This is a genomic window from Pelomonas sp. BJYL3, from assembly GCF_027257975.1.
In the GTDB taxonomy this organism is placed as follows: Bacteria; Pseudomonadota; Gammaproteobacteria; order Burkholderiales; family Burkholderiaceae_C; genus Roseateles_B; species Roseateles_B flavus.
Genome location: NZ_JANZKX010000001.1, coordinates 1,101,639 through 1,119,874, shown reverse-complemented (window position 1 = coordinate 1,119,874; position 18,236 = coordinate 1,101,639). Strand labels below are relative to the sequence as shown.

16 protein-coding genes are annotated in these 18,236 nt (G+C 69.0%); 8 read left to right on the top strand and 8 right to left on the bottom strand.

The genetic code is table 11. The annotated features are described in order from the left end of the window. Positions 1 to 47: 47 nt before the first annotated feature. The gene (locus tag O9Y01_RS04990; protein WP_269630376.1) at positions 48 to 2,303 is read right to left on the bottom strand and encodes a molybdopterin-dependent oxidoreductase; all 2,256 of its coding nucleotides are present in this window, start codon (positions 2,301 to 2,303) and stop codon (positions 48 to 50) included. 211 nt (positions 2,304 to 2,514) lie between these two features. On the opposite strand from O9Y01_RS04990, the gene O9Y01_RS04985 reads away from it, so the two are divergent. After that, the gene (locus O9Y01_RS04985; protein ID WP_269630375.1) at positions 2,515 to 3,363 is read left to right on the top strand and encodes an alpha/beta fold hydrolase; all 849 of its coding nucleotides are present in this window, start codon (positions 2,515 to 2,517) and stop codon (positions 3,361 to 3,363) included. A 9-nt stretch (positions 3,364 to 3,372) separates the two neighbouring features. Here O9Y01_RS04985 and O9Y01_RS04980 read toward each other — a convergent pair whose 3' ends face one another. The 3 genes from O9Y01_RS04980 to O9Y01_RS04970 all read right to left on the bottom strand — a co-directional run bounded on the left by O9Y01_RS04980 (position 3,373) and on the right by O9Y01_RS04970 (position 4,707). After that, on the bottom strand, positions 3,373 to 3,816 hold the full coding sequence (locus O9Y01_RS04980) for a GFA family protein (protein ID WP_269630374.1): 444 nt from the start codon (positions 3,814 to 3,816) through the stop codon (positions 3,373 to 3,375). A gap of 14 nt (positions 3,817 to 3,830) precedes the next feature. Continuing rightward, complete coding sequence (locus O9Y01_RS04975) at positions 3,831 to 4,199, bottom strand: PilZ domain-containing protein (RefSeq protein ID WP_269630373.1); 369 nt, start codon at positions 4,197 to 4,199, stop codon at positions 3,831 to 3,833. A 73-nt stretch (positions 4,200 to 4,272) separates the two neighbouring features. Beyond that, positions 4,273 to 4,707, bottom strand: a complete 435-nt coding sequence (locus O9Y01_RS04970; RefSeq protein ID WP_269630372.1) for a hypothetical protein — start codon at positions 4,705 to 4,707, stop codon at positions 4,273 to 4,275. A 269-nt stretch (positions 4,708 to 4,976) separates the two neighbouring features. Here O9Y01_RS04970 and O9Y01_RS04965 point away from each other — a divergent pair, with 269 nt between their 5' ends. Both O9Y01_RS04965 and O9Y01_RS04960 read left to right on the top strand, forming a co-directional pair. After that, positions 4,977 to 5,594, top strand: a complete 618-nt coding sequence (locus O9Y01_RS04965) for a DUF1134 domain-containing protein (protein ID WP_269630371.1) — start codon at positions 4,977 to 4,979, stop codon at positions 5,592 to 5,594. 462 nt (positions 5,595 to 6,056) lie between these two features. After that, positions 6,057 to 8,954, top strand: coding sequence for an adenosylcobalamin-dependent ribonucleoside-diphosphate reductase (locus O9Y01_RS04960; protein WP_269630550.1), 2,898 nt, complete (start codon positions 6,057 to 6,059; stop codon positions 8,952 to 8,954). A 124-nt stretch (positions 8,955 to 9,078) separates the two neighbouring features. Here the strand turns inward: O9Y01_RS04960 and O9Y01_RS04955 are convergent, their stop codons facing one another. Together O9Y01_RS04955 and O9Y01_RS04950 are read right to left on the bottom strand one after the other, a co-directional pair. Further along, a complete protein-coding gene (locus tag O9Y01_RS04955) occupies positions 9,079 to 9,612 on the bottom strand; it encodes an O-acetyl-ADP-ribose deacetylase (protein ID WP_269630370.1) in 534 nt (177 codons plus the stop codon). 48 nt (positions 9,613 to 9,660) lie between these two features. After that, complete coding sequence (locus tag O9Y01_RS04950) at positions 9,661 to 10,422, bottom strand: NUDIX hydrolase (RefSeq protein ID WP_269630369.1); 762 nt, start codon at positions 10,420 to 10,422, stop codon at positions 9,661 to 9,663. A gap of 93 nt (positions 10,423 to 10,515) precedes the next feature. Here O9Y01_RS04950 and O9Y01_RS04945 point away from each other — a divergent pair, with 93 nt between their 5' ends. Both O9Y01_RS04945 and O9Y01_RS04940 read left to right on the top strand, forming a co-directional pair. Then, positions 10,516 to 11,568, top strand: coding sequence for an SPFH domain-containing protein (locus tag O9Y01_RS04945; protein ID WP_269630368.1), 1,053 nt, complete (start codon positions 10,516 to 10,518; stop codon positions 11,566 to 11,568). Then, positions 11,552 to 12,484, top strand: coding sequence for a sugar kinase (locus O9Y01_RS04940; RefSeq protein WP_269630367.1), 933 nt, complete (start codon positions 11,552 to 11,554; stop codon positions 12,482 to 12,484). Before O9Y01_RS04945 ends, O9Y01_RS04940 begins: the two co-directional genes overlap by 17 nt. 116 nt (positions 12,485 to 12,600) lie before the next feature. On the opposite strand, the gene O9Y01_RS04935 is transcribed toward O9Y01_RS04940, so the two are convergent. Next, positions 12,601 to 13,155 (bottom strand): hypothetical protein, encoded by a 555-nt coding sequence (locus O9Y01_RS04935; RefSeq protein ID WP_269630366.1) that lies wholly within the window; start codon positions 13,153 to 13,155, stop codon positions 12,601 to 12,603. Positions 13,156 to 13,425: 270 nt separating this feature from the next. On the opposite strand from O9Y01_RS04935, the gene O9Y01_RS04930 reads away from it, so the two are divergent. From O9Y01_RS04930 to O9Y01_RS04920, 3 genes are all read left to right on the top strand, one after another. Then, on the top strand, positions 13,426 to 15,765 hold the full coding sequence (locus tag O9Y01_RS04930) for an eCIS core domain-containing protein (RefSeq protein WP_269630365.1): 2,340 nt from the start codon (positions 13,426 to 13,428) through the stop codon (positions 15,763 to 15,765). A gap of 189 nt (positions 15,766 to 15,954) precedes the next feature. After that, positions 15,955 to 16,803 carry a hypothetical protein gene (locus tag O9Y01_RS04925; protein ID WP_269630364.1) on the top strand — a complete coding sequence of 283 codons (849 nt, stop codon included), beginning with the start codon at positions 15,955 to 15,957 and terminating at the stop codon, positions 16,801 to 16,803. Positions 16,804 to 16,970: 167 nt separating this feature from the next. Further along, positions 16,971 to 17,450 (top strand): DUF4124 domain-containing protein, encoded by a 480-nt coding sequence (locus O9Y01_RS04920; RefSeq protein ID WP_269630363.1) that lies wholly within the window; start codon positions 16,971 to 16,973, stop codon positions 17,448 to 17,450. A gap of 57 nt (positions 17,451 to 17,507) precedes the next feature. Here O9Y01_RS04920 and O9Y01_RS04915 read toward each other — a convergent pair whose 3' ends face one another. Then, positions 17,508 to 18,110, bottom strand: coding sequence for a TetR/AcrR family transcriptional regulator (locus O9Y01_RS04915; protein ID WP_269630362.1), 603 nt, complete (start codon positions 18,108 to 18,110; stop codon positions 17,508 to 17,510). Positions 18,111 to 18,236: the final 126 nt, after the last annotated feature.

The following is an 18,236-nucleotide window of genomic DNA, read 5'->3' as shown; positions in this document are numbered from 1 at the left end:
GGCCTTGCGACCGGCACTCCATGCGGAGTGGCCGGTCTCTTTTTTGCTCAGGCAGGCAGGGCGCTCAGGGTCACGGGCTGGCCCGAGAGCACGGCGTTGCCGGACAGTGGATCTCGCGGCCGCTCATCCAGCAGGGCATTGAGGTTGGCGCCCGGGCGCAGCTGGGCCACGCTCAAGCGGGTGCCCGGCAGGTCGTGGCCCCAGCCGTGCGGCAGGCTGGCCACGCCGGGCATCATCTCGTCCGAGCATTGCAGCAGCACCTCCAGGCTGGTGCCCGCCGCATTGCGCAGCAGGGCGCGGTCGCCGTCGCGCAGGCCGCGCTGGCGGGCATCGTCCGGGTGGACGATCAGCGCGCTGCGGTCCGGCCCCTTGGCCAGCACGGGCAGGTTGTGCATCCAGCTGTTGCCCGAGCGCGTGTCGCGCCGGCCGATCAGCAGCAGCTCGTCCGGCGCGCAGGAGGGCGGCGCGTCGCCGGCCAGTGCGCCGAGCGCCGCCATGAAGGGCGCCGGAGCCAGCTCGATGCAACCCGAGGGCGTGCGCAGCAGCTCGGGCACCCGGGGCTGCAGCTCGCCGAGGTCGATGCCATGGGGCGCGGCCTGCACGCGGTCCAGCGTGAGCCCGTCCGGCTTGCGGCCGAACTGGTCGCCATAGGGGCCGCTGCGCAGGGCCAGGTCGATCAGGCGCTGCGGCCCCACCCGCGGTGCGAGGGCAGCGAGCAGGGCCTCGCTCTGCGTGCCCTCGCTGTCCTTGAGCTGATGGCGCAGCTCCTGGCGCAGGGCCGCGGTGTCGAGCTGGTCCACGGGCTGGCGCCAGTCCGCGCCAGCGGCCAGGGCGGCGAGCCGGGTCAGGGTCTCCCATTCCTCGGGCATGTCGGCCGGGCGCTCGAAGACCGGGGCGCTGTAGCGCGCATGGTTGCGCCAGGAGAGCTGGCCGAAGGCGATGTCGTAGTGCAGGTCCTCCAGAGGCGAGGGGGCGGGCAGGATGAGGTCGGCGTGGCGCGTGGTCTCGTTGAGGTAGATGTCCAGGCTGAGCATGAAGTCGAGGCCGTCCAGCGCCTGCGCGAGGCGGGGGCCGTTCGGCGCCGAAAGCACCGGGTTGCTGGCCACCGTGATCAGGGCCCGCACCTGGCCTTCTCCCGGGGTCTCGATCTCCTCGGCCAGGCAGACCATGGGCAGCTCACCGAAGACCTCCGGCGCGCCGCTGACCCGGCTCTTGCGCCGGCCCAGGCTCACGCCGCGGCCACTGCCCGGCCGCCCCTGGGTGTTGACGGCGAAGGCCGCGGCCTTGGGGAACATGGCGCCGCCGGGCTGGTCCAGCTGACCGCACAGGATGTTGACGACGTCGACCAGCCAGCTGTTGAGCGTGCCGTGGCGCTGCGTGCAGCTGCCGATGCGCGCATAGAGCGAGGCCCGCGGCGTGGTGGCCAGCAGTCGGGCGATCCGGCGCTGCTCGGGCGCTGGAATGCCGCAATGCCGGGCTGTTGACTCGGGCGGGTAGGCTTTGACCGCCGAGCGGATCTCCTCAATCCCCTGAACCCAGGCATCCAGCGGGCTGCTGCGCACCAGGCCTTCGTCGAACAGGGTGTGGACGAGGCCCAACAACAGCCAGACGTCGCTGCCGGGGCGGATGAAGAGATGCTCGTCGGCCGCCGCCGCGGTTTCGGTGCGCCGTGGGTCGATGACGATCAGCCGGCCGCCACGCTCGCGCAGGGCCCGGGCCTTGCCGCGGAAGTCCGGCACCGTCCAGAGGCTGCCGTTGCTGACCATGGGGTTGGCGCCCAGCACCACCAGCAGGTCCGTGCGCGGCAGGTCCGGCACGGGGATGCTGAGCCAGTGGCCGTACATCAGCGCGCTGGAGAGCTGCTTGGGCATCTGGTCCAGGGTGGAGGCCGAGAAGACATTGCGCGTGCCCAGGGCCCGGGCCAGGCGGGGCGTGTAGGCCAGCAGGCCCACCTTGTGCGCGGCCGGGTTGCCGAAGCTGAGGGCCACGGCGTCTGGTCCATGGGCCTCGATCAGCGGGCGCAGGCGGCGCTCGATCTCCTCGAAGGCCTGCTCCCAGCTGACGGGCTCGTGGCGGCCATCGCGCTTGAGCAGTGGCTGGCGCAGGCGGTCGGGGTCCTCATGGAGGTCTTTCAGCGAGATGCCCTTGGGGCACAGGAATCCCTGGCTGAACGGGTCGTCCTGGGCACCGCGGATGCCTGTGACACGGCCGCCGGCCGTCTGCACCTGTAAACCGCAGCAGGCTTCGCACAGGGGGCAGATGCGGTAGTGTCCGCGCGGTGCGTTCGTTTCACGCGTGTTCATCGGGGTTTCCTCTGGGGCAGTCATCCGGATGGGGCCTGGATGCATTGTGGTCAGCGAAGGCCGCGCGAGCGTCATCCAGGCGACAGCAGCGGCTCAGGATCAACCATGAGAGGCTGGGGTTGGGAGTGCAAGCAGATGTAAGTGCGGTGCAGAGGGCGCCGGATGTCGTCGAACTTGCATAGACTCCCGCCCCCGGAGAAGTAGGAGAAGCATGAGAATCGAGATTGAACCCGGTGTCCACCTGTTCGTGGATATCGAGGGAGAAGGCCTGGTGCCCGATGGCGCCTGGATGCGGGAGAAGCCCACGCTGATCCTGCTGCATGGCGGGCCCGGCTTTGACCACAGTGCCTTCAAGCCGGCCTTCAGTGCCCTGGCCGATGTGGCGCAGATCGTCTATTACGACCACCGCGGCCATGGCCGCAGCGACCCCCGCCCCAGCAGCGAATGGACCCTGGACACCTGGGCCGACGACATCGTCCGGCTCTGCGACGCCCTGGGCATCGTCAAGCCCATCGTGCTGGGTCAGAGTTTCGGCGGCTTCGTGGCCCAGCGCTACATCGAGCGTCATCCGGAGCATCCGGGCAAGGTGATCCTGTCCAGCACCTCGCACCACATGGGCCTGGACCGCAAGATCGAGGGCTTCGTGCGCCGCGGGGGTGAGGGCGTGCGCGAAAAGGTGCGCGGCCTCTGGACCGAGCCCACGCCGCTGACCTTTGCGGCCTACTGGGAGGCCTGCCGCGACCTCTACACAGCGACCCCGCAGACCGACCCCATGGCCGCGCAGCGCACGCTGCTGAAGCTGGACATCCTGCTGCACTTCATCCGCGGCGAGATGCAGGACATGCAGCTGCTGCCCGGCCTGAGCCGGGCCCGCTGCCCCGTGCTCGTGGTGGCCGGCGAGGAAGACCCCGTCTGCCCGCTCCAGGATGCGCTGGAGATCGCGGAGGCCCTGCCTTCGCGTTGCATGCAGCTGGCCCGCTTCCCGGCCTGTGGCCATGGGGTGTGGCGCGATGAACCCGCCGCCGCCTTCGAGCGGCTGCGGCGCTTCATCCTGGAGTGAACGCGGCGCTCAGCCCTCCGCGCCTGGGGTGGCAGGCCAGAAGTCCGGGGGCGGAAAGGCCTCGAAGCGCGGCAGGCCGTCCTCGGGCAGCGCGTACCAGGGGGCCTTGGACGCGCAGTGGATGTGCACGAGCGGCCTGAGGCCCGGGTCGTCGTCCAGGCTGCCTGCCGGCACGATGGCGTGGCGACCCTCGTCCTCCAGCACGGGCATCAGGCTGCCGCAGCGCGTGCAGAAGGCGCGCCAGTTGCCGGGCGAGGACTCATAGCTGCGCACCAGGGCCTGACCCTCCAGCCAGGGAAAGCCCAGGCCATCGGCATGCACAAAGCTGCCGAAGGCACTGCCGCTGAGCTTGCGGCACAGGCTGCAATGGCAGAGGTTGATGAAGAGGGGCGGGCTGTCCAGCGCGAAGCGCACGCCCCGGCACAGGCAGGAGCCATGGAGCGTGGCAGCCATGGCGTGGCGCGCGCTCAGGTGGCCAGCAGGGCCTTGAGCTCGCGCTCCAGCAGGTAGGCCTCGCCCAGGTTGACCTCGATGAGGCGGCGCAGATGGGTGACGCTCTCGATGTCGATGCTGCGAAGGATGAGGCCGGCCCGATCGCCTTCGAGGTGGGCGACCTCGGCGCCCATCACGATGCGCTGGTCGCCGCCGTCCAGGCGCACGCACAGCAGGCAGGGCTCGCCCATGCCGACGAGGTCGGTGCCCGAGAGCTTCAGCAGTGCGCCCTTGAGCGAAAGGTCCAGCACGCCCACGCTGAGCCGGGCGTCGACGGTGACCAGCTCGGCCGGCGCGTCGAAGCTGACACGGGCGAACTGACGGCGTTCCTGGGGCTTGTTCATGGCGGTCTCCGACCGTGGCACTTCAATGAGACCATGCTAGCAGGGGCCTGGGCCCGTGTGCCTTGCGCCCGGCTCAATCCGGCGCGTAGATCGTGCTCATTTCAATGGCTTCCTCGAGTCGGTCGGGGGCGACCGCCTCCAGGCCCAGGGATTCCAGGGTGTACCAGCAGGCGCGCAGCAGGGCGCTGGTCTCCTGGCGAGCCTCGCTGTCCAGCAGGGCCCCCAGCTCGCTCACGCGGTCCAGCGAGGGCTGGCGGTTGCGCGAGCTCAGGTGGCTGCGCGGCAGCTCCACCGGGGCCTCGTGGCTCAGTGCCACCTCGGTCAGCAGATGCTGGACCTCCTCCTTGGCCGGCATGGACATCACCAGACGCCCCAGGTCACCCAGGAGCTTTTCCGCCGCACCCGCCAGCAGGCGCGCCGCGTGATCGCTGCCGCCGTCGATGTAGAGGCCGGCCGCGATGTCTGCATATTCAAGCGCCAGGGCCAGCTTGGGCATGTCAGCGTTCATGGTGCGTGCGCGCGGTGGGGTGGCAAATGGGATGGGCGACGGTGCAGCACTTCGCGTGGCTGACGGTCGCTCGGCAAGCAGTATCCCTCCGGACATCTTGTGCCCTCTCTCCTGTACTTTTGTGCCCGGCAGTGTAGGTCTGCCCCTTGCCCGGCCGCGAGTGCCGGGGCTGGTGCTTTGTCACGGTTTGTGTGTGGCACGGCTGATGGTTTTCCCGGCGCCAAAGTCTGCGCTATTGTTGCGCAATCCAATTCGCCGAGGAGGCCTAGATGAGCGGAAACCGACACCACGCATCCCTGCAAACCTTGCCAGACCCGGCGCGCCGCGAGGCCCTGCAGGGCTTGGGCACGCTGGGGGCCGGCCTGCTGCTGCCGGGCCTGGCCCTGGCCGCTGACAAGAAGGAAGACACCTATGACGAGGATTCCATCCTGACGGCCGCCACCGAGTTCTTCGGCAGCACCACCGAGGGCCTGGCCAAGGTCATCGAGAAGGCCTTCAAGGAGCAGGGCCGGCCCAATGCCTACATCAAGGGCGAGGAAGCCGGGGCCGCGGTGACCGTGGGTCTGCGCTACGGCGACGGCCAGCTGATCATGAAGGGCGGCGGCGGTGCCCGTGTCTACTGGGCCGGGCCCTCCATCGGCTTCGACTTCGGCGCGAATGCGTCCAAGGTCTTCACCCTGTGCTACCACCTGCCCAATACCGCGGCCATCTTCCAGCGCTTCCCCGGCGTCGAGGGCAGTCTGTACTACATCGGCGGCGCCGGCATCAACTACCAGCGGCTCAACGGGGTCACCCTGGCCCCGATCCGCCTCGGCGTGGGCCTGCGCACCGGGGCCAGCGTGGGCTACATCCACTACCGGCGCGAGAAGTCCTACAACCCCTTCTGAGGCGAGGGCGATCGGCCGACCCGCGGCCGATCTGCGGCCGGGCGCTTTCGGCGTCTTTCGGGGGATCCCCGATTCTTGCGGGCGATGCCGCGCAAGCTCGGCCGCCGCGCTTGCAGGCCTGGAGTGGCTGCATGCCGGGTATGGCGGGCCGGTATATCAATCTCTGTGCCTGCCCCTGCAGCCCTCACCCCTGCGGGGGTGTCCGTCAAGCCCCGGGCTCTCGGGGTTTTCGATGAGCTCCGGGTGGACAATGCACCCAGCGCGAGTGGCCACTCACAAGCATTTTTGGGGGCTTGCCCGGGGCGGTGCCCGGATGCATGCTCAGTGATCAGGGTCAAAACCCGCGGCAGCCCCTGCGACGAGCATTCGCTGCCATATTCGAACGATCACCGATCAGAAATCCGGAGAGATTCCATGCCCCCGCCCAACCAGGCCTCCCTCGACTTGCCCACCACCTCTCTCATGCCCCTGGCTGCCGCGGCATCGCTGCCGGCCCAGGACATCAGCGCCGAGGTGCTGCTGGAGAAATACGCCAAGGGCGACGAGCAGACCCTGGACGAACTCCGCGCCCGCGTGGCCCGAGCCCTGGCCCAGGCCGAGGCGCCCGAGGCCCGCGCCCAGTGGGAAGCCAAGTTCCTCGAAGCCCAGCGCCGAGGCTTTGTGCCGGCCGGCCGCATCAACTCCGCTGCCGGCACCGAGCTCAGCGCCACGCTGATCAATTGTTTCGTGCAGCCGGTGGGCGACTCCATCGCCCTGGCCGATGACGGTGTGCCCGGCATCTACACCGCGCTGACCGAAGCCGCCGAGACCATGCGCCGTGGCGGTGGCGTGGGCTATGACTTCTCCCGCATCCGCCCCAAGGGCGCCTGGGTGGGCTCCACCCAGAGCAGTGCCTCCGGTCCGGTGAGCTACATGCGCGTGTTCGACCGCAGCTGCGAGACCGTGGAATCCGCCGGCGCCCGCCGTGGCGCCCAGATGGGCGTGCTGCGATGCGACCATCCGGACATCGAGGAATTCATCCACGCCAAGGACCAGGGCGACCTGCGCAACTTCAACATCTCCATCGGCGTGACTGACGCCTTCATGGAGGCCGTGGAGGCCGATGCCGAGGTCGAACTCACCCACAAGGCCGAGCCCGGCAAGAAGCTCAAGAAGGCCGGTGCCTACCAGCGCGGTGACGGCCTGTGGGTCTACCGCAAGCTGCGCGCCCGCGAGCTGTGGGACCAGGTCATGCAGTCCACCTATGACCACGCCGAGCCAGGCGTGCTCTTCCTGGACCGCATCAACAACGACAACAACCTCTACTACTGCGAGCGCATCGACGCCACCAACCCCTGCGCCGAACAGCCCCTGCCGCCCTACGGCTGCTGCTGCCTGGGCTCGGTGAACCTCACGCTCTTCGTGCAGGACGCCTTCGGCCCCGATGCCCGCTTCGACGAGGAAGGCTTTGCCGAGGTCTGCCGCACGGCCACGCGCATGCTGGACAACGTCCTGGACGTGACGCCCTGGCCCCTGCCCGCGCAGGCCCATGAGGCCAGCAACAAGCGCCGCGTGGGCCTGGGCTTCACTGGCCTGGGGGATACCCTCGTCATGCTGAATCTGCGCTATGACACCGAGGCCGCCCGCGAGATGGCCCGCCGCATCAGCGAGGTCATGCGCAATGCTGCCTATGACGCCAGCGCGGACCTGGCCTTGGAGCGCGGCGCCTTCCCGCTGTTCAATGCGGACCTGTACCTGTCGGGCGGCAACTTCGCCTCGCGACTGCCGCAAGGCCTGAAGGACAAGATCCGTGCCCAGGGTCTGCGCAATTCGCACCTGCTGTCGATCGCGCCCACCGGCACCATCAGCCTGGCTTTCGCGGACAACGCCTCCAACGGCATCGAGCCCGCCTTCAGCTGGAGCTACACCCGCAAGAAGCGCATGCCCGATGGCAGCTTCAAGGAATACGCCGTCGAGGACCATGCCTGGCGCCTGTACCGGCACCTCTTCGGCAAGGACGCCCCGCTGTCGGACGCCTTCGTGACCGCGCTGGAGCTCTCCGCCTCGGACCATGCCTCCATGGTCGCCGCGGTGGCGCCCTATGTGGACACGGCCATCTCCAAGACGGTGAACGTGCCGGCCGACTATCCCTATGCCGACTTCCAGGACCTCTACACCCAGGCCTGGAAGAGCGGGCTCAAGGGCCTGGCCACCTACCGCCCCAACAGCGTGCTCGGTTCCGTGCTGAGCGTGGAGCCCACGGCCACGCCGGAGCCGCTCAAGCCCGTGTCCGAGGAGGACGGCACCAACCGCCGCCTGCGCCTGGAACGCCTGCCCAATGCGGTGCTGGCCTCGCTGCGCTGGCCCAGCCGGCCCGAGCTGCCCAACGGCAACCCGGCCTGGAGCTACATGATCCGCCACCCGCATGGCGACTTCGCGCTCTTCGTGGGCGAGCTGCCCGCCGAAGGCCCGGATGCTGGCCTCTTCGGCAAGAACCTGCCCTTCGAGGTGTGGGTCAACGGCGCCGAGCAGCCGCGCGGCTTGTCTGCCGTGGCCAAGACCCTGTCCATGGACCTGCGCACCAATGACGCGGCCTGGCTGCGTCTCAAGCTGGACGCGCTGGCCACCGTGGCCGAGGAGCGCTCCTTCGAGATGCCCGTGCCGCCGGGCGGCGAGCGTCGCCTCTTCCCCGGTGTGGTCGCTGCCACCGCGGCCGTGATCCGCTGGCGCTGCGAGCAGCTGGGCGCTCTGCAGGAAGGCGGCCCCACGCCCGTGCTGGATGCCATGTTCAGCCGGGAGGAACCCCGCACCAGCACCATGGGCACCCTGGCCTGGGCCGTGGACGTCGAGAATCCCGCCACCGGCGAGCAGTTCACCCTCACGCTCAAGGAGGTGACCCTGCCCACGCCGGACGGCGGCCACATCACCCGCCCCTGCGCCATGGGCTTCTCGGGCAACTATCCCAAGGCCCTGGACGGCATGGCGCGCCTGCTGTCCCTGGACATGCGCGTGATGGATCCGGCCTGGATCGGCATGAAGCTGCGCAAGCTGCTCAATGTGGGCGAGCCCCTGGGCCACTTCATGGCGCCGGTGCCTACCCTCAGCGGTGAGCGACGCCAGCAGATCTGGCCCTCCACCGTGGCCTATGTGGCTCGCCTGGTGATCCACCGCTACGCCATGCTGGGCATCCTGGACGAGCATGGCATGCCCCTGGTCGAGATGGGCCTGCTGCAGGCGCCTGCCCCTAAGCTCAGCGGCGGCGGCGCCACCGTCCCCGCCATGGCCGGCAAGCCCTGTCCGGAATGCGGCAATGCCACCATGATCCACAAGGACGGCTGCGATTTCTGCACGGCCTGCGGGTACGTGGGGCAGTGCGGCTGACAACGCGCCCTGAAAGCCCCGGCCTCCGGGTCTTTCTTCTTTGGAGTCCCGGTGCCCGCCCGGCCTGGCATTTCCTGAGCGATTCGCCCGGGCCCGTGCTCAGACGCCGTGCCCTGGGTCGTGCTCAGCGCGGGCCGCTCTCGGCCTGGGGGGCGGTGCCGAGCAGCGCTTCGTAGATCGCCAGATCCGCCGCAGAGAAGCAGCAGAAGGTGACGTCCAGCGGCCCATCCTCGGCACTCAAGCCCTGACGGACGCAGGCCACGGCAATCCGGGCTGCCTGCTGGATGGGGTAGCCATAGGCGCCCGTGCTGATGCTCGGGAAGGCCAGCGAACGCAAGCGCTTCTCTCGGGCGATGCGCAGGCAGCTGAGGTAGCAACTCTCGAGCAGGGCCGCCTCTCCTTTGTGACCCCCTTGCCAGACCGGGCCCACGGTGTGGATCACGTACGACGCCGGCAGCCTGAACCCGGGCGTGATCTTGGCCTGCCCCGTCTTGCAACCGGCCAGCGCCCGGCAGGCCTCCAGCAGCTCCGGTCCTGCGGCACGATGGATGGCGCCGTCGACGCCACCTCCGCCCAGCAGCGATGAGTTGGCCGCGTTGACGATGGCATCCACGGCCAGGGTGGTGATGTCGGCGCGAAGGGCTCGCAGTGGGCTCATGAACAACTCCTTGAGGATTCGACGTCAGGCTTGAGACCCATGCCGGGCTCAGCTCCCATGGCGTGGGCTGAAGGTGCGCGGGAAGTAAACGGGCGCGGATCGATCCTTCAGCCGGTAGCCCATCGGCGGCCGGTTGGACTCGCTCTCGATGTGGCCCACCTCTTCCAGGAAGTCCGCGGCCAGCATGCGCGTGCGAAAGCCGCTCTTGTCGACGGGCCGGCCGAGCACGACCTCATACATGCGCTGCAGCTGCGGCAGCGTGAAGGGCTCCGGCAGCAGGAAGGCCGGCAGCGAGGTGTACTCGACCTTGCTGCGCAAGCGTTCCACCGCCGCCTGCAGGATCTCGCCATGGTCAAAGGCCAGCTGCGGCGCCTGCAGCACCTCGTCGACCCGGAACCAGGCGACGTCCGCCGCATTGGCGCCCTTGGCCAGGGCCAGGTCTTGCGCAGGGATGAGCGCGAAGTAGGCATGCGTGGCGGACCAGCCGCGCGGGTCCCGCGAGGCGCCGCCCCAGCTTCCCAGCTGCTCCAGATAGGGCGAGGCCACGCCGGTCTTTTCCAGCAGCTTGCGGCGCGCACAGGCCAGCAGGCTGTCATCGAGGCTCACGTTGACGAAGCCGCCGGGCAAGGCCCAGTGCCCGGGGAAGGGGTCGGCGGCGTCCGAGGGGCGCTGCACCAGCAGCACCTGCAGAGCGTCGTTCAGCACGGTGAAGATCACCACGTCCACCGTGGTGAAGGGCCGAGGAAAGTCATTGGCGGCTGCAGCGCCTGCCGACTTGCTTGCGTGGCTGGAGGAAATCTTGCGGGTCATTTTTGCTTGGCCTCTTGACGCTCCGTAATGTAGGTTGTACTGTACACCTTATGCAAGATGTACTGAGCAACTTATAGGAGAAGGAGGTTCCACATGTTCGGCATTCGCTTCATCAAGTCCCAACCCACCACGCACCTGATGCAGTTCCGCGGCGGCAAGCTGGCGCGCCAGGGTGCGGGCCTGTCCTTCTACTACTACGCCCCGACCACCACGCTCGTCGCGGTGCCCGTGGCCAGCCACGACCGGCCTTTCATGCTGGACCTGGTGACCTCGGACTTCCAGAGCGTCACGGTGCAGGGGCAGGTGACCTACCGCATCAGCGAGCCGCAGCGCACCGCGGCCCTGATGGATTTCTCGCTGAGGCCGGACGGCAAGACCTATGCCTCTGAAGACCCGGCCCGCCTGGCGGATCGCGTGGCGCAGCAGGCCGAGGTCATCGTGCAGCAGGCTGTGCAGGCGCTGGACCTGAAGCAGGCGCTGCGCTCCTCGGCCCTGATCGCGCGCACCGCGCAGCGCGAGCTGGGCGTGCAGCCCGAGATCCAGGCGCTGGGGCTGGAGATCCTGGGCGTGTCCATCCTCAGCGTGAAGCCCACGCCCGACATCGCCCGTGCGCTGGAGGCGGAGGCGCGCGAGTCCAATCTGCGTGCAGCCGATGACGCCGTGTATGCGCGCCGCATGTCTGCCGTCGAGAAGGAACGCGCCATCCGCCAGAACGAGCTGGACACCGAGATCGCCGTCGAGCACAAGCGCCGCGAGATCAGCGAGACCAAGCTGGAGGCCAAGGCCGCGCTCATGCGCAAGGACAACGGCCTGCGCGCCGAGCAGATGACGGCAGACATCGAGCTGGAGGAAAGCCGCAAGGCCTTTGTCTCCGGCCAGGCGGCCAACAGCCGCACGCTGGCCGAGGCCGAAGCGCACCGCGTCGCCAGCGTGATGAGTGCGCTGAGCCAGGCCGACACGCGTGTCGTGCAGGCCCTGGCCGCCGTGGGCATGCAGCCGGCCCAGCTCATTGCGCAGGCCTTCGGCGGCATTGCCGAGAACGCCGAGCGCATCGGCCAGTTCAATATGGCGCCAGAGCTGCTGCAGGCCTTGCTGGGGCACACGAGCTCGGAGCCGCAAGGGGGCCAGCGTGAACGCGCCCGCTGACCGCAAGGTGGTGCTGGTGACCCGCAAGACCCGGCTGGAGGAGCTGGTCGCTAAGTACCACACGCTGCAGCAGGCCCGCTTCTACCTCGAGCACCTGGGCGCGGACTTCACCGATTACGTCCAGGAGAACATGGCCTATGCGCAGAGCCTGCAGCGGGTCAGCGCCGTCTTGCGGGACTGGGGGCGGCACCAGGTGCTGGATCGATCGCTGCTGCCGAACTTCGTCTTTGCGCCGGACGACATCGTGATCGCGCTGGGCCAGGATGGCCTGGTGGCCAACACGATGAAGTACCTGGAGGGGCAGCCGCTGATCGGCGTGAATCCCGAGCCCTCGCGCTGGGACGGCGTGCTGCTGCCCTTCGAGCCCGGGCATCTCGATGCCCTGCTGCGCGATGTGGCGCGCGAGCGGCGCCCGACCAAGACCGTCACCATGGCCGAGGCCCGCTTGTCCGATGGGCAGACCCTGCGGGCCGTCAACGACCTGTTCATCGGGCCGCGCAGCCATACGTCGGCGCTGTACGACATCGCGCTGGGTGAGCGGCAGGAGCAGCAGTCGTCGTCGGGCGTCATCGTGTCGACCGGGCTGGGCTCCACGGCCTGGCTCAAGAGCGTGATGACCGGGTCCCTGGCGCTGGCCTCGGCGGCCGGCGCTCAGGGGGGCGGGGCTTACACGCCCATGAGCTGGGACACCGATCACCTTACCTTTGCCGTGCGCGAGCCCTTTCCCACGCAACGCACGCAAGCCACCATGGTCTACGGCCAGGTGACGGCCGCTGCGCCGCTGAGGTTGCGGTCCAGAATGCCGGAGCACGGCGTCATCTTCTCGGACGGCATGGAGGCCGACTTCCTCCGCTTCACGGCAGGCGTGGAGGTGACGGTCTGCGTGGCGCGGACGCGAGGGCAGCTGGTGGTTTGAGGTCACGCTGGCAAGGGCTGATTCCGCTGAGCCTTGCATTGATGGCGTTCCGGTGCCGATGGGTGCGAATGAACCCCGAGTGGCCGCTGCCGGCGCTGCATGGACGTAGGGCGCATTCAGTGGACGTACTCGTACCAGTGCTCGCCAATCGGGTGAGCGTGGCCGTGCGGGGAGCGGCAGCTGGCTGGCGATGACGCCGGCACAGTGCGGCGGATGATGTGTCTGACGGGAAAGCCGCTGCCCCACACGAAGTCCACGACGGTGCCGCACAGGGGGTCGTCCTGCACATGAACGGCATACGCGAGATCCTGGAATTCCGTGGGCAGTTGCAGGAGCACGTCACTGCCGCCATTCGCCTTCGACACGGCCCACTGGGCGGCTTGGGCATACATGGGCTGATCCAGTGAAAACGCCCAGGCCCGCCATGCCTGGCCCAGTCCGAGGCCGGCAGGGATGGCGCAGGCCGCCAAGAGGGGAACGACAAGCGCGGCAACACGGCGGACCTTCCACGACCTGAACGCTTGCCAGCTGCCTCTGAAGAAGATCGCGGCCAGCAGGATGAGTGCGACCAGGACGAACAGCTGCTTGAGGGGCGTCGGCCTTGCGGCAAAGGCGGCGAGGCTTGCCGTGCATGCGGCAAGGATGACGGCTGTTCGGCTGTAGAGGTTCACGGGGTCCTGATGGGCGTGGGGCGCGGGACAGGCAGGAGCGCAAGCGCCGGTCCAGGCGGCCGTCCGCCCTGCAGTGTAGGAGCGCTGCGCGGCCGGATCCGCGATGTCGGGCCAGGCGCCCGGCCGCTGTGCGCAGGCTTCAGCGAAGCCGGGCCGTTCGCGCGGCCCGGCTCCCAGGCGTTTCTCAGCATTCTGCTGATGGTTGCGGGCAGGCGATGTCGATACGCTCGCGCTTGGTGGCGGCTGGATGCCGACCTCGGGAGACGCGAGATGAAGATTCCCCAAACGCCAGACCGGCATCGGCGCGGCCAGCCCGCCGCCGCGGCCGGCGAGCGCGACGCCGCGCGGCCCGATGCCGCCGTCGCGGATGGACGGCTCGCCCAGCTGCAGGCCTCCATCGCGCAGTCGCCGCAGATGCAGGCGCAGCGGCGCGTCGTGCAGGGCTATGCATCGCCCCAGGTGCCCGCGCAGCGCCAGCCCGATGGCAGCGAGGCGGCGCCGGCCCAGGCCGCGCCGGACGTCAACCGCACGGGCCTGCCGGACTCGCTCAAGGCGGGCATCGAATCGCTGTCCGGCCTGGACATGTCGGGCGTCCGCGTGCATCGGGCCTCGGGCAAGCCTGCTCAGCTCAACGCGTCGGCCTATGCGCAGGGCAATGACATCCACCTCGGACCTGGGCAGGAGCGGCACCTGCCGCACGAGGCCTGGCATCTGGTGCAGCAGCGCCAGGGACGGGTGAAGGCCACGACGCAGGTCGCCGGCACGGCGGTCAACGACAACGCCGGTCTGGAGCGTGAGGCCGACGTGATGGGGGCCAAGGCGGCCGCCGGACCGGCGCAGCGCAAGGCGGCCACGGCGTCGACCACGACGAGCGCCCCAGGCAGCGGCGGCACGATGCCGGCCCAGCTCGGGCGGGACGACGTCAACAGCAAGGAGTTCGGCTACTACGGTCGCGACGGGACGCGCAAGAACCGGCGCGTGATCGACATGGAGGCCTTCGGCGACCGCAACCGCCTCCATCGCCTCGACCCCAACAAGCTGCGGGAGTTCGTGGAGGACGAGGACGATGCGCAACGCATGGGCATCGACCTCAGAGAGACGACGGACAAGGACGGCAAGAAGGGTAGGGCGGACATCAGCAAGGACGTCGGGATCTGGCGTCCATCCAGGCGCGAGGGCTCGGCGCGGCCGGAGGACCCGCCGCTCTACCAGCCCTTCCGCAAGGCCTTCCACGAGGCGCACAACATCAAGCTGGCGCTGGAGCGGGACTGGCCGGCCTTCGCGCAGTTCAATGCCGAGCACCACTACGGCGACCGGCTGCTGGACTATGCCGGCGAGGTGAAGGCCCATTCGCTGGCCTACAAGAAGCAGGTGCGGAGTTTCGAAGTGACCGAGGAGGTCAGCGCCCTGCAGGACGTGTACTTCGGCCAGCTCAGGGAAGTGACCGTGAAGGTGGAGGCCCTGAGCAAGGAAATGCTCGCGCACTCAGCCCCGAGCGGTGGCGGCGCGCTCGCCGCCCTGGCTCAGGGGCACGTCCAGGGAGCTCGCAGCGAGCAGGGCGAGGCGATCTGGCGCGATCGCTGGTGGGCCTCGGTCCAGGCCGTCAACGAGCGTCTGGGCAGCTTGTGGAGCACCTACAGGCCTCAGATCGAGGCGTGGATGACGGGCAAGCGGGAAGAGGGGCTGAGCTACATGAATCCCAGGATGCTGGGGGACCTCGACTACATCGGCAGCCTGGCCAAGGGCTACAAGAGCGCGCCGAAGCAGTACATCCGCTTCATGCCCGAGAAGTTCGACATCGACGCCAACCTCGACGCGCCGCCCCTGGCCGTGTATGCCATCAGCGCTGGGGCGGCGGTCGACCGCGGCAGCGTGAAGAGCGAGAAGATTCCCCCGCTTCGCTCCTTCGAGGCTGCGGTGAACAACGCCATGGCGGGCCTGCTGCCCGAGGAGAAAGGGGCCAAGGCCTCCGGCGAAGGCGAGATTGCGGGGGTGGACAAGTCGGATCCCTTCGAGGTCTTCATCCGCGCCACCAATGTGTCCGACGTCGACATCGGCAGTCACGGCGACGTCACCGAGGCCCGTCGAAAGGTCGGGCTCGGCGACCGGCTCCAGAAGGTCCAGGACAGGATCTGGTGGCTGCGAAGCCGGAACATGGGCCTGTCGAAGCAGCTGGGCGGTCTCCTGCAAGAAGAAGGCTTCCTCACGCCCGCGAAGACCCTCAAGGAAGCCGCGGCCGAGGGCGCCGAGCCTGCCCCGCACCAGCGGCGCTATACCGACGGCGACCTGATCGTGCTCGAAGCCGCATTGACCCACTTCGAGAAGGAGGACGAGGCGGCGAGAAAGCTGATCGGCGGCGGCAAGGATGGCCCGCCCGAGGGGGGCAAAGAGAAGAAGGCCCGGGAGGGGAAGCGCAAGGCCTCCGGGGAGAAGGAACGCAAGCGCAGCCTTGGCAAGGAGCGCAAGGCCGAGGGGCGGGGGAGTGGCGAGCGCCCCCTGAAGAGCGCCGAGAAGGGGGCCCGGAAGGACGCGGAGAAGGAAAAGAAGGTCGTGAAAGATACAGCGGTCAAGGACAAGAAGCGCCGGACCAAGAAGGACGAAGACAAATGACCGGGAGCCGGCCAGCTTCCAGCGAGAAGGCGGCCGCCGCTGCGCATCTCCCTGCCCGCGGCAGTGCCTGGCCGGCAGGTCCCACAATGGCAGGCAGCCCTCGACGGGCCGCAAGTCATGCCCGGTGGGTGGCGGGGGCACAGGCCCGCTGCCCCAGGCTTGACTGGCAATCTGGAGGTTTCGTGCACCATGGACGTCTTGTCGCACTCCGAATACCTGGCAGGCTTTGCCGACGCGGCAGCCCTGAAGCGCTGGTCCCCCGATGACCGCAGGACCCTTCTGGAGAGGCTGCTCACGGTGCCTGCCTCCAGGGCGGCCTGGGGCGCCTGGCTGGAACTGCTCTTCCACTGGCCCACGGGCGAGTCCATCGAGCCCGTCGTGGCTCGTGCCGCCGCACCGCTGGGGCAGTGGGACTGGCGCATCCGCCGGCTGGACCACAATGCCGCCGTGCTGGCGCGTGACCGGGGCGTGGCCCTGGCCCTCGTGGGGATGCTGGTCCTGCACCGCATGGAGGACCTGCACGGATTCACCGTTCGCGCCCTGTGCGAGCACCCCTACATCGCTGGCCTGCGCGGGCTGCGCCTGCACAGGGTCGAGACCCTTGCGCAAGGCCTGGCCCCGCTCACGCGCAGCGAGTCGCTGGGCCGGCTGGAGTCGCTCGAGCTGTCCGGCATCCGCCTCGCCGGCGGCGTGAGCGAGGCCCTGGGCGGCGCTGGCCTGGTGGCGCTGAAGTCACTGCAGCTGAACTCGGCCGATCTGGCCTCCGCTGACCTGGTGGCGCTGGCGGCCTGTCCCCTGGCCCGCGTGGTCGAGGCGCTGGACCTCTCCAGCAATCCGCTCACGACCCAGGCGCTCGACGTCCTGCTCACGGCCGAAGCCTTCCCCAGGCTGAAGCGGCTGGACCTCAGTCATACGGGCCTGCCTGCCGACGGCCTGGCCGAGGTCTTGCCGCGACTGCGTCTGCCGGCGCTCGAGTCCCTGCGCCTGGCGGGCACCGAGGCCGCCGATCGATTTGGCGAGGTGCTGAGCCTGAAGTAAGGGCGCTGCGCGGGCGGGGCCGGACGAGGGGGCCGGTGGCAGACGCGAGTGTCGCGTCCCGCCATCAGCGGCCCGTCGCCGGTGCACGGCTCGTGGCGGCAGCGGCACAATCCAGCATCCAGAAACGCAGCTGGTCACGGCATGACCGGGCGTCTTGGCTGTCATCCATGCTGCTCCAATCCCTGCTCCCGCGCCCACGTCACCTGGCCCTGGTCTGCCTGCTGGCCGCCGCCGTGCCAGCCTCCGCCCAGGTGTTCAAATGCACCGACAGCAGCGGCAAGACGGCCTATCAGTCCCAGCCCTGCCCGGAGTCGACCAAGAGCGCGGAGCTGGACCTGCGCTGGACCTCATCGGCCCTGCCCAGCCTGACCGGCTCGGCGAACTTCTCCCCTTCGGTGACGCCGGGCGAGATGCGCCAGGCCCTGGTGTCCGCCTGTGCCAGCAGCGTGAACACCCGGGGGGACGCCACCCTGCGCCGCCTGGCCGCCAGCCAGCCCGGCAAGTTCCGCGACTTCTGCGAATGTGTGGCCGACAACTCGCTCAGCGACTTCGAGCGGGTCAAGAGCATGGCCCTGCGCAACGACCGCGCCGGCCTGGAACAGCTGGGCCTGCGCGCCGGCCTGAGCTGCGCGCCGCGGCTGCGCTGAGCGGCCGGCACACCAGCCCCTCAAGACCTGACCCTCTGAGGGCGCTCTGCAAACGGCTCAGCCGCCGAGCCCTCGCAGGCAGGTCAGCACCAGCCAGTCGACGATCTGCGCGTCGGTGTGGGCGCCTGTGGCGCGCATGACGGGCAGGACGGGGTCGCAGGCGCGGGCAAAGACGGTGTAGAGCACCAGCTCGGGCGGCAGGCTGACATCCAGCTGCCCCGCCTTCTGGGCCTCGACGATCCATTCGCCCAGCAGCTCCGACAGGCTGTTCAGCCGGTCCATGTAGGCCGGGTTGACCATCAGGGCGGCTCGCAGGCTCGAATTCTGCGCGGGGAGGGCCGGCATGCGGCCGCCCAGCTGCTCGCCATAGGTCCACTGCATGAGCGCCTTCAGCCGGGCCTTGCTGTCCAGCGGCAGGGCCTGCAGGCGCCGGCATTCCTCAAGGGCCCGGTCCAGCACGCGCACCATGGCCGCCGCCGCCAGGTCTTCCTTGGACGTGAAGTGCTTGTAGAGGCTCGCCTTCGCGATGCCCACCTCGGCCACGACCTCGTCGACCGTCATGGCCTCGAAGCCTTTCTCGGCCAGCAGCCGGTTGACGGAGGCCACGATGGCGTCCTCCCGGGCCTGAAGCACCTGATCGCGAAACCGTGGACGTTGCATGCCGCGGATTCTATGACCCTGATGCCAACGAAGACTTGACTGTATGCAAATGAACCAATTGGTTCGTGAAAGAACTGACGTGTTGACAAAATGAACTGAGCAGTTCAAATTGCGGCCTGACCAGTC

Coding starts and splice junctions, on each gene's coding strand:
- O9Y01_RS04990 (WP_269630376.1), bottom strand. CDS start 2,303: ATGAACACGCGTGAAACGAACGCACCGCGCGGACACTACCGCATCTGC.
- O9Y01_RS04985 (WP_269630375.1), top strand. CDS start 2,515: ATGAGAATCGAGATTGAACCCGGTGTCCACCTGTTCGTGGATATCGAG.
- O9Y01_RS04980 (WP_269630374.1), bottom strand. CDS start 3,816: ATGGCTGCCACGCTCCATGGCTCCTGCCTGTGCCGGGGCGTGCGCTTC.
- O9Y01_RS04975 (WP_269630373.1), bottom strand. CDS start 4,199: ATGAACAAGCCCCAGGAACGCCGTCAGTTCGCCCGTGTCAGCTTCGAC.
- O9Y01_RS04970 (WP_269630372.1), bottom strand. CDS start 4,707: ATGAACGCTGACATGCCCAAGCTGGCCCTGGCGCTTGAATATGCAGAC.
- O9Y01_RS04965 (WP_269630371.1), top strand. CDS start 4,977: ATGAGCGGAAACCGACACCACGCATCCCTGCAAACCTTGCCAGACCCG.
- O9Y01_RS04960 (WP_269630550.1), top strand. CDS start 6,057: ATGCCCCTGGCTGCCGCGGCATCGCTGCCGGCCCAGGACATCAGCGCC.
- O9Y01_RS04955 (WP_269630370.1), bottom strand. CDS start 9,612: ATGAGCCCACTGCGAGCCCTTCGCGCCGACATCACCACCCTGGCCGTG.
- O9Y01_RS04950 (WP_269630369.1), bottom strand. CDS start 10,422: ATGACCCGCAAGATTTCCTCCAGCCACGCAAGCAAGTCGGCAGGCGCT.
- O9Y01_RS04945 (WP_269630368.1), top strand. CDS start 10,516: ATGTTCGGCATTCGCTTCATCAAGTCCCAACCCACCACGCACCTGATG.
- O9Y01_RS04930 (WP_269630365.1), top strand. CDS start 13,426: ATGAAGATTCCCCAAACGCCAGACCGGCATCGGCGCGGCCAGCCCGCC.
- O9Y01_RS04925 (WP_269630364.1), top strand. CDS start 15,955: ATGGACGTCTTGTCGCACTCCGAATACCTGGCAGGCTTTGCCGACGCG.
- O9Y01_RS04920 (WP_269630363.1), top strand. CDS start 16,971: ATGCTGCTCCAATCCCTGCTCCCGCGCCCACGTCACCTGGCCCTGGTC.
- O9Y01_RS04915 (WP_269630362.1), bottom strand. CDS start 18,110: ATGCAACGTCCACGGTTTCGCGATCAGGTGCTTCAGGCCCGGGAGGAC.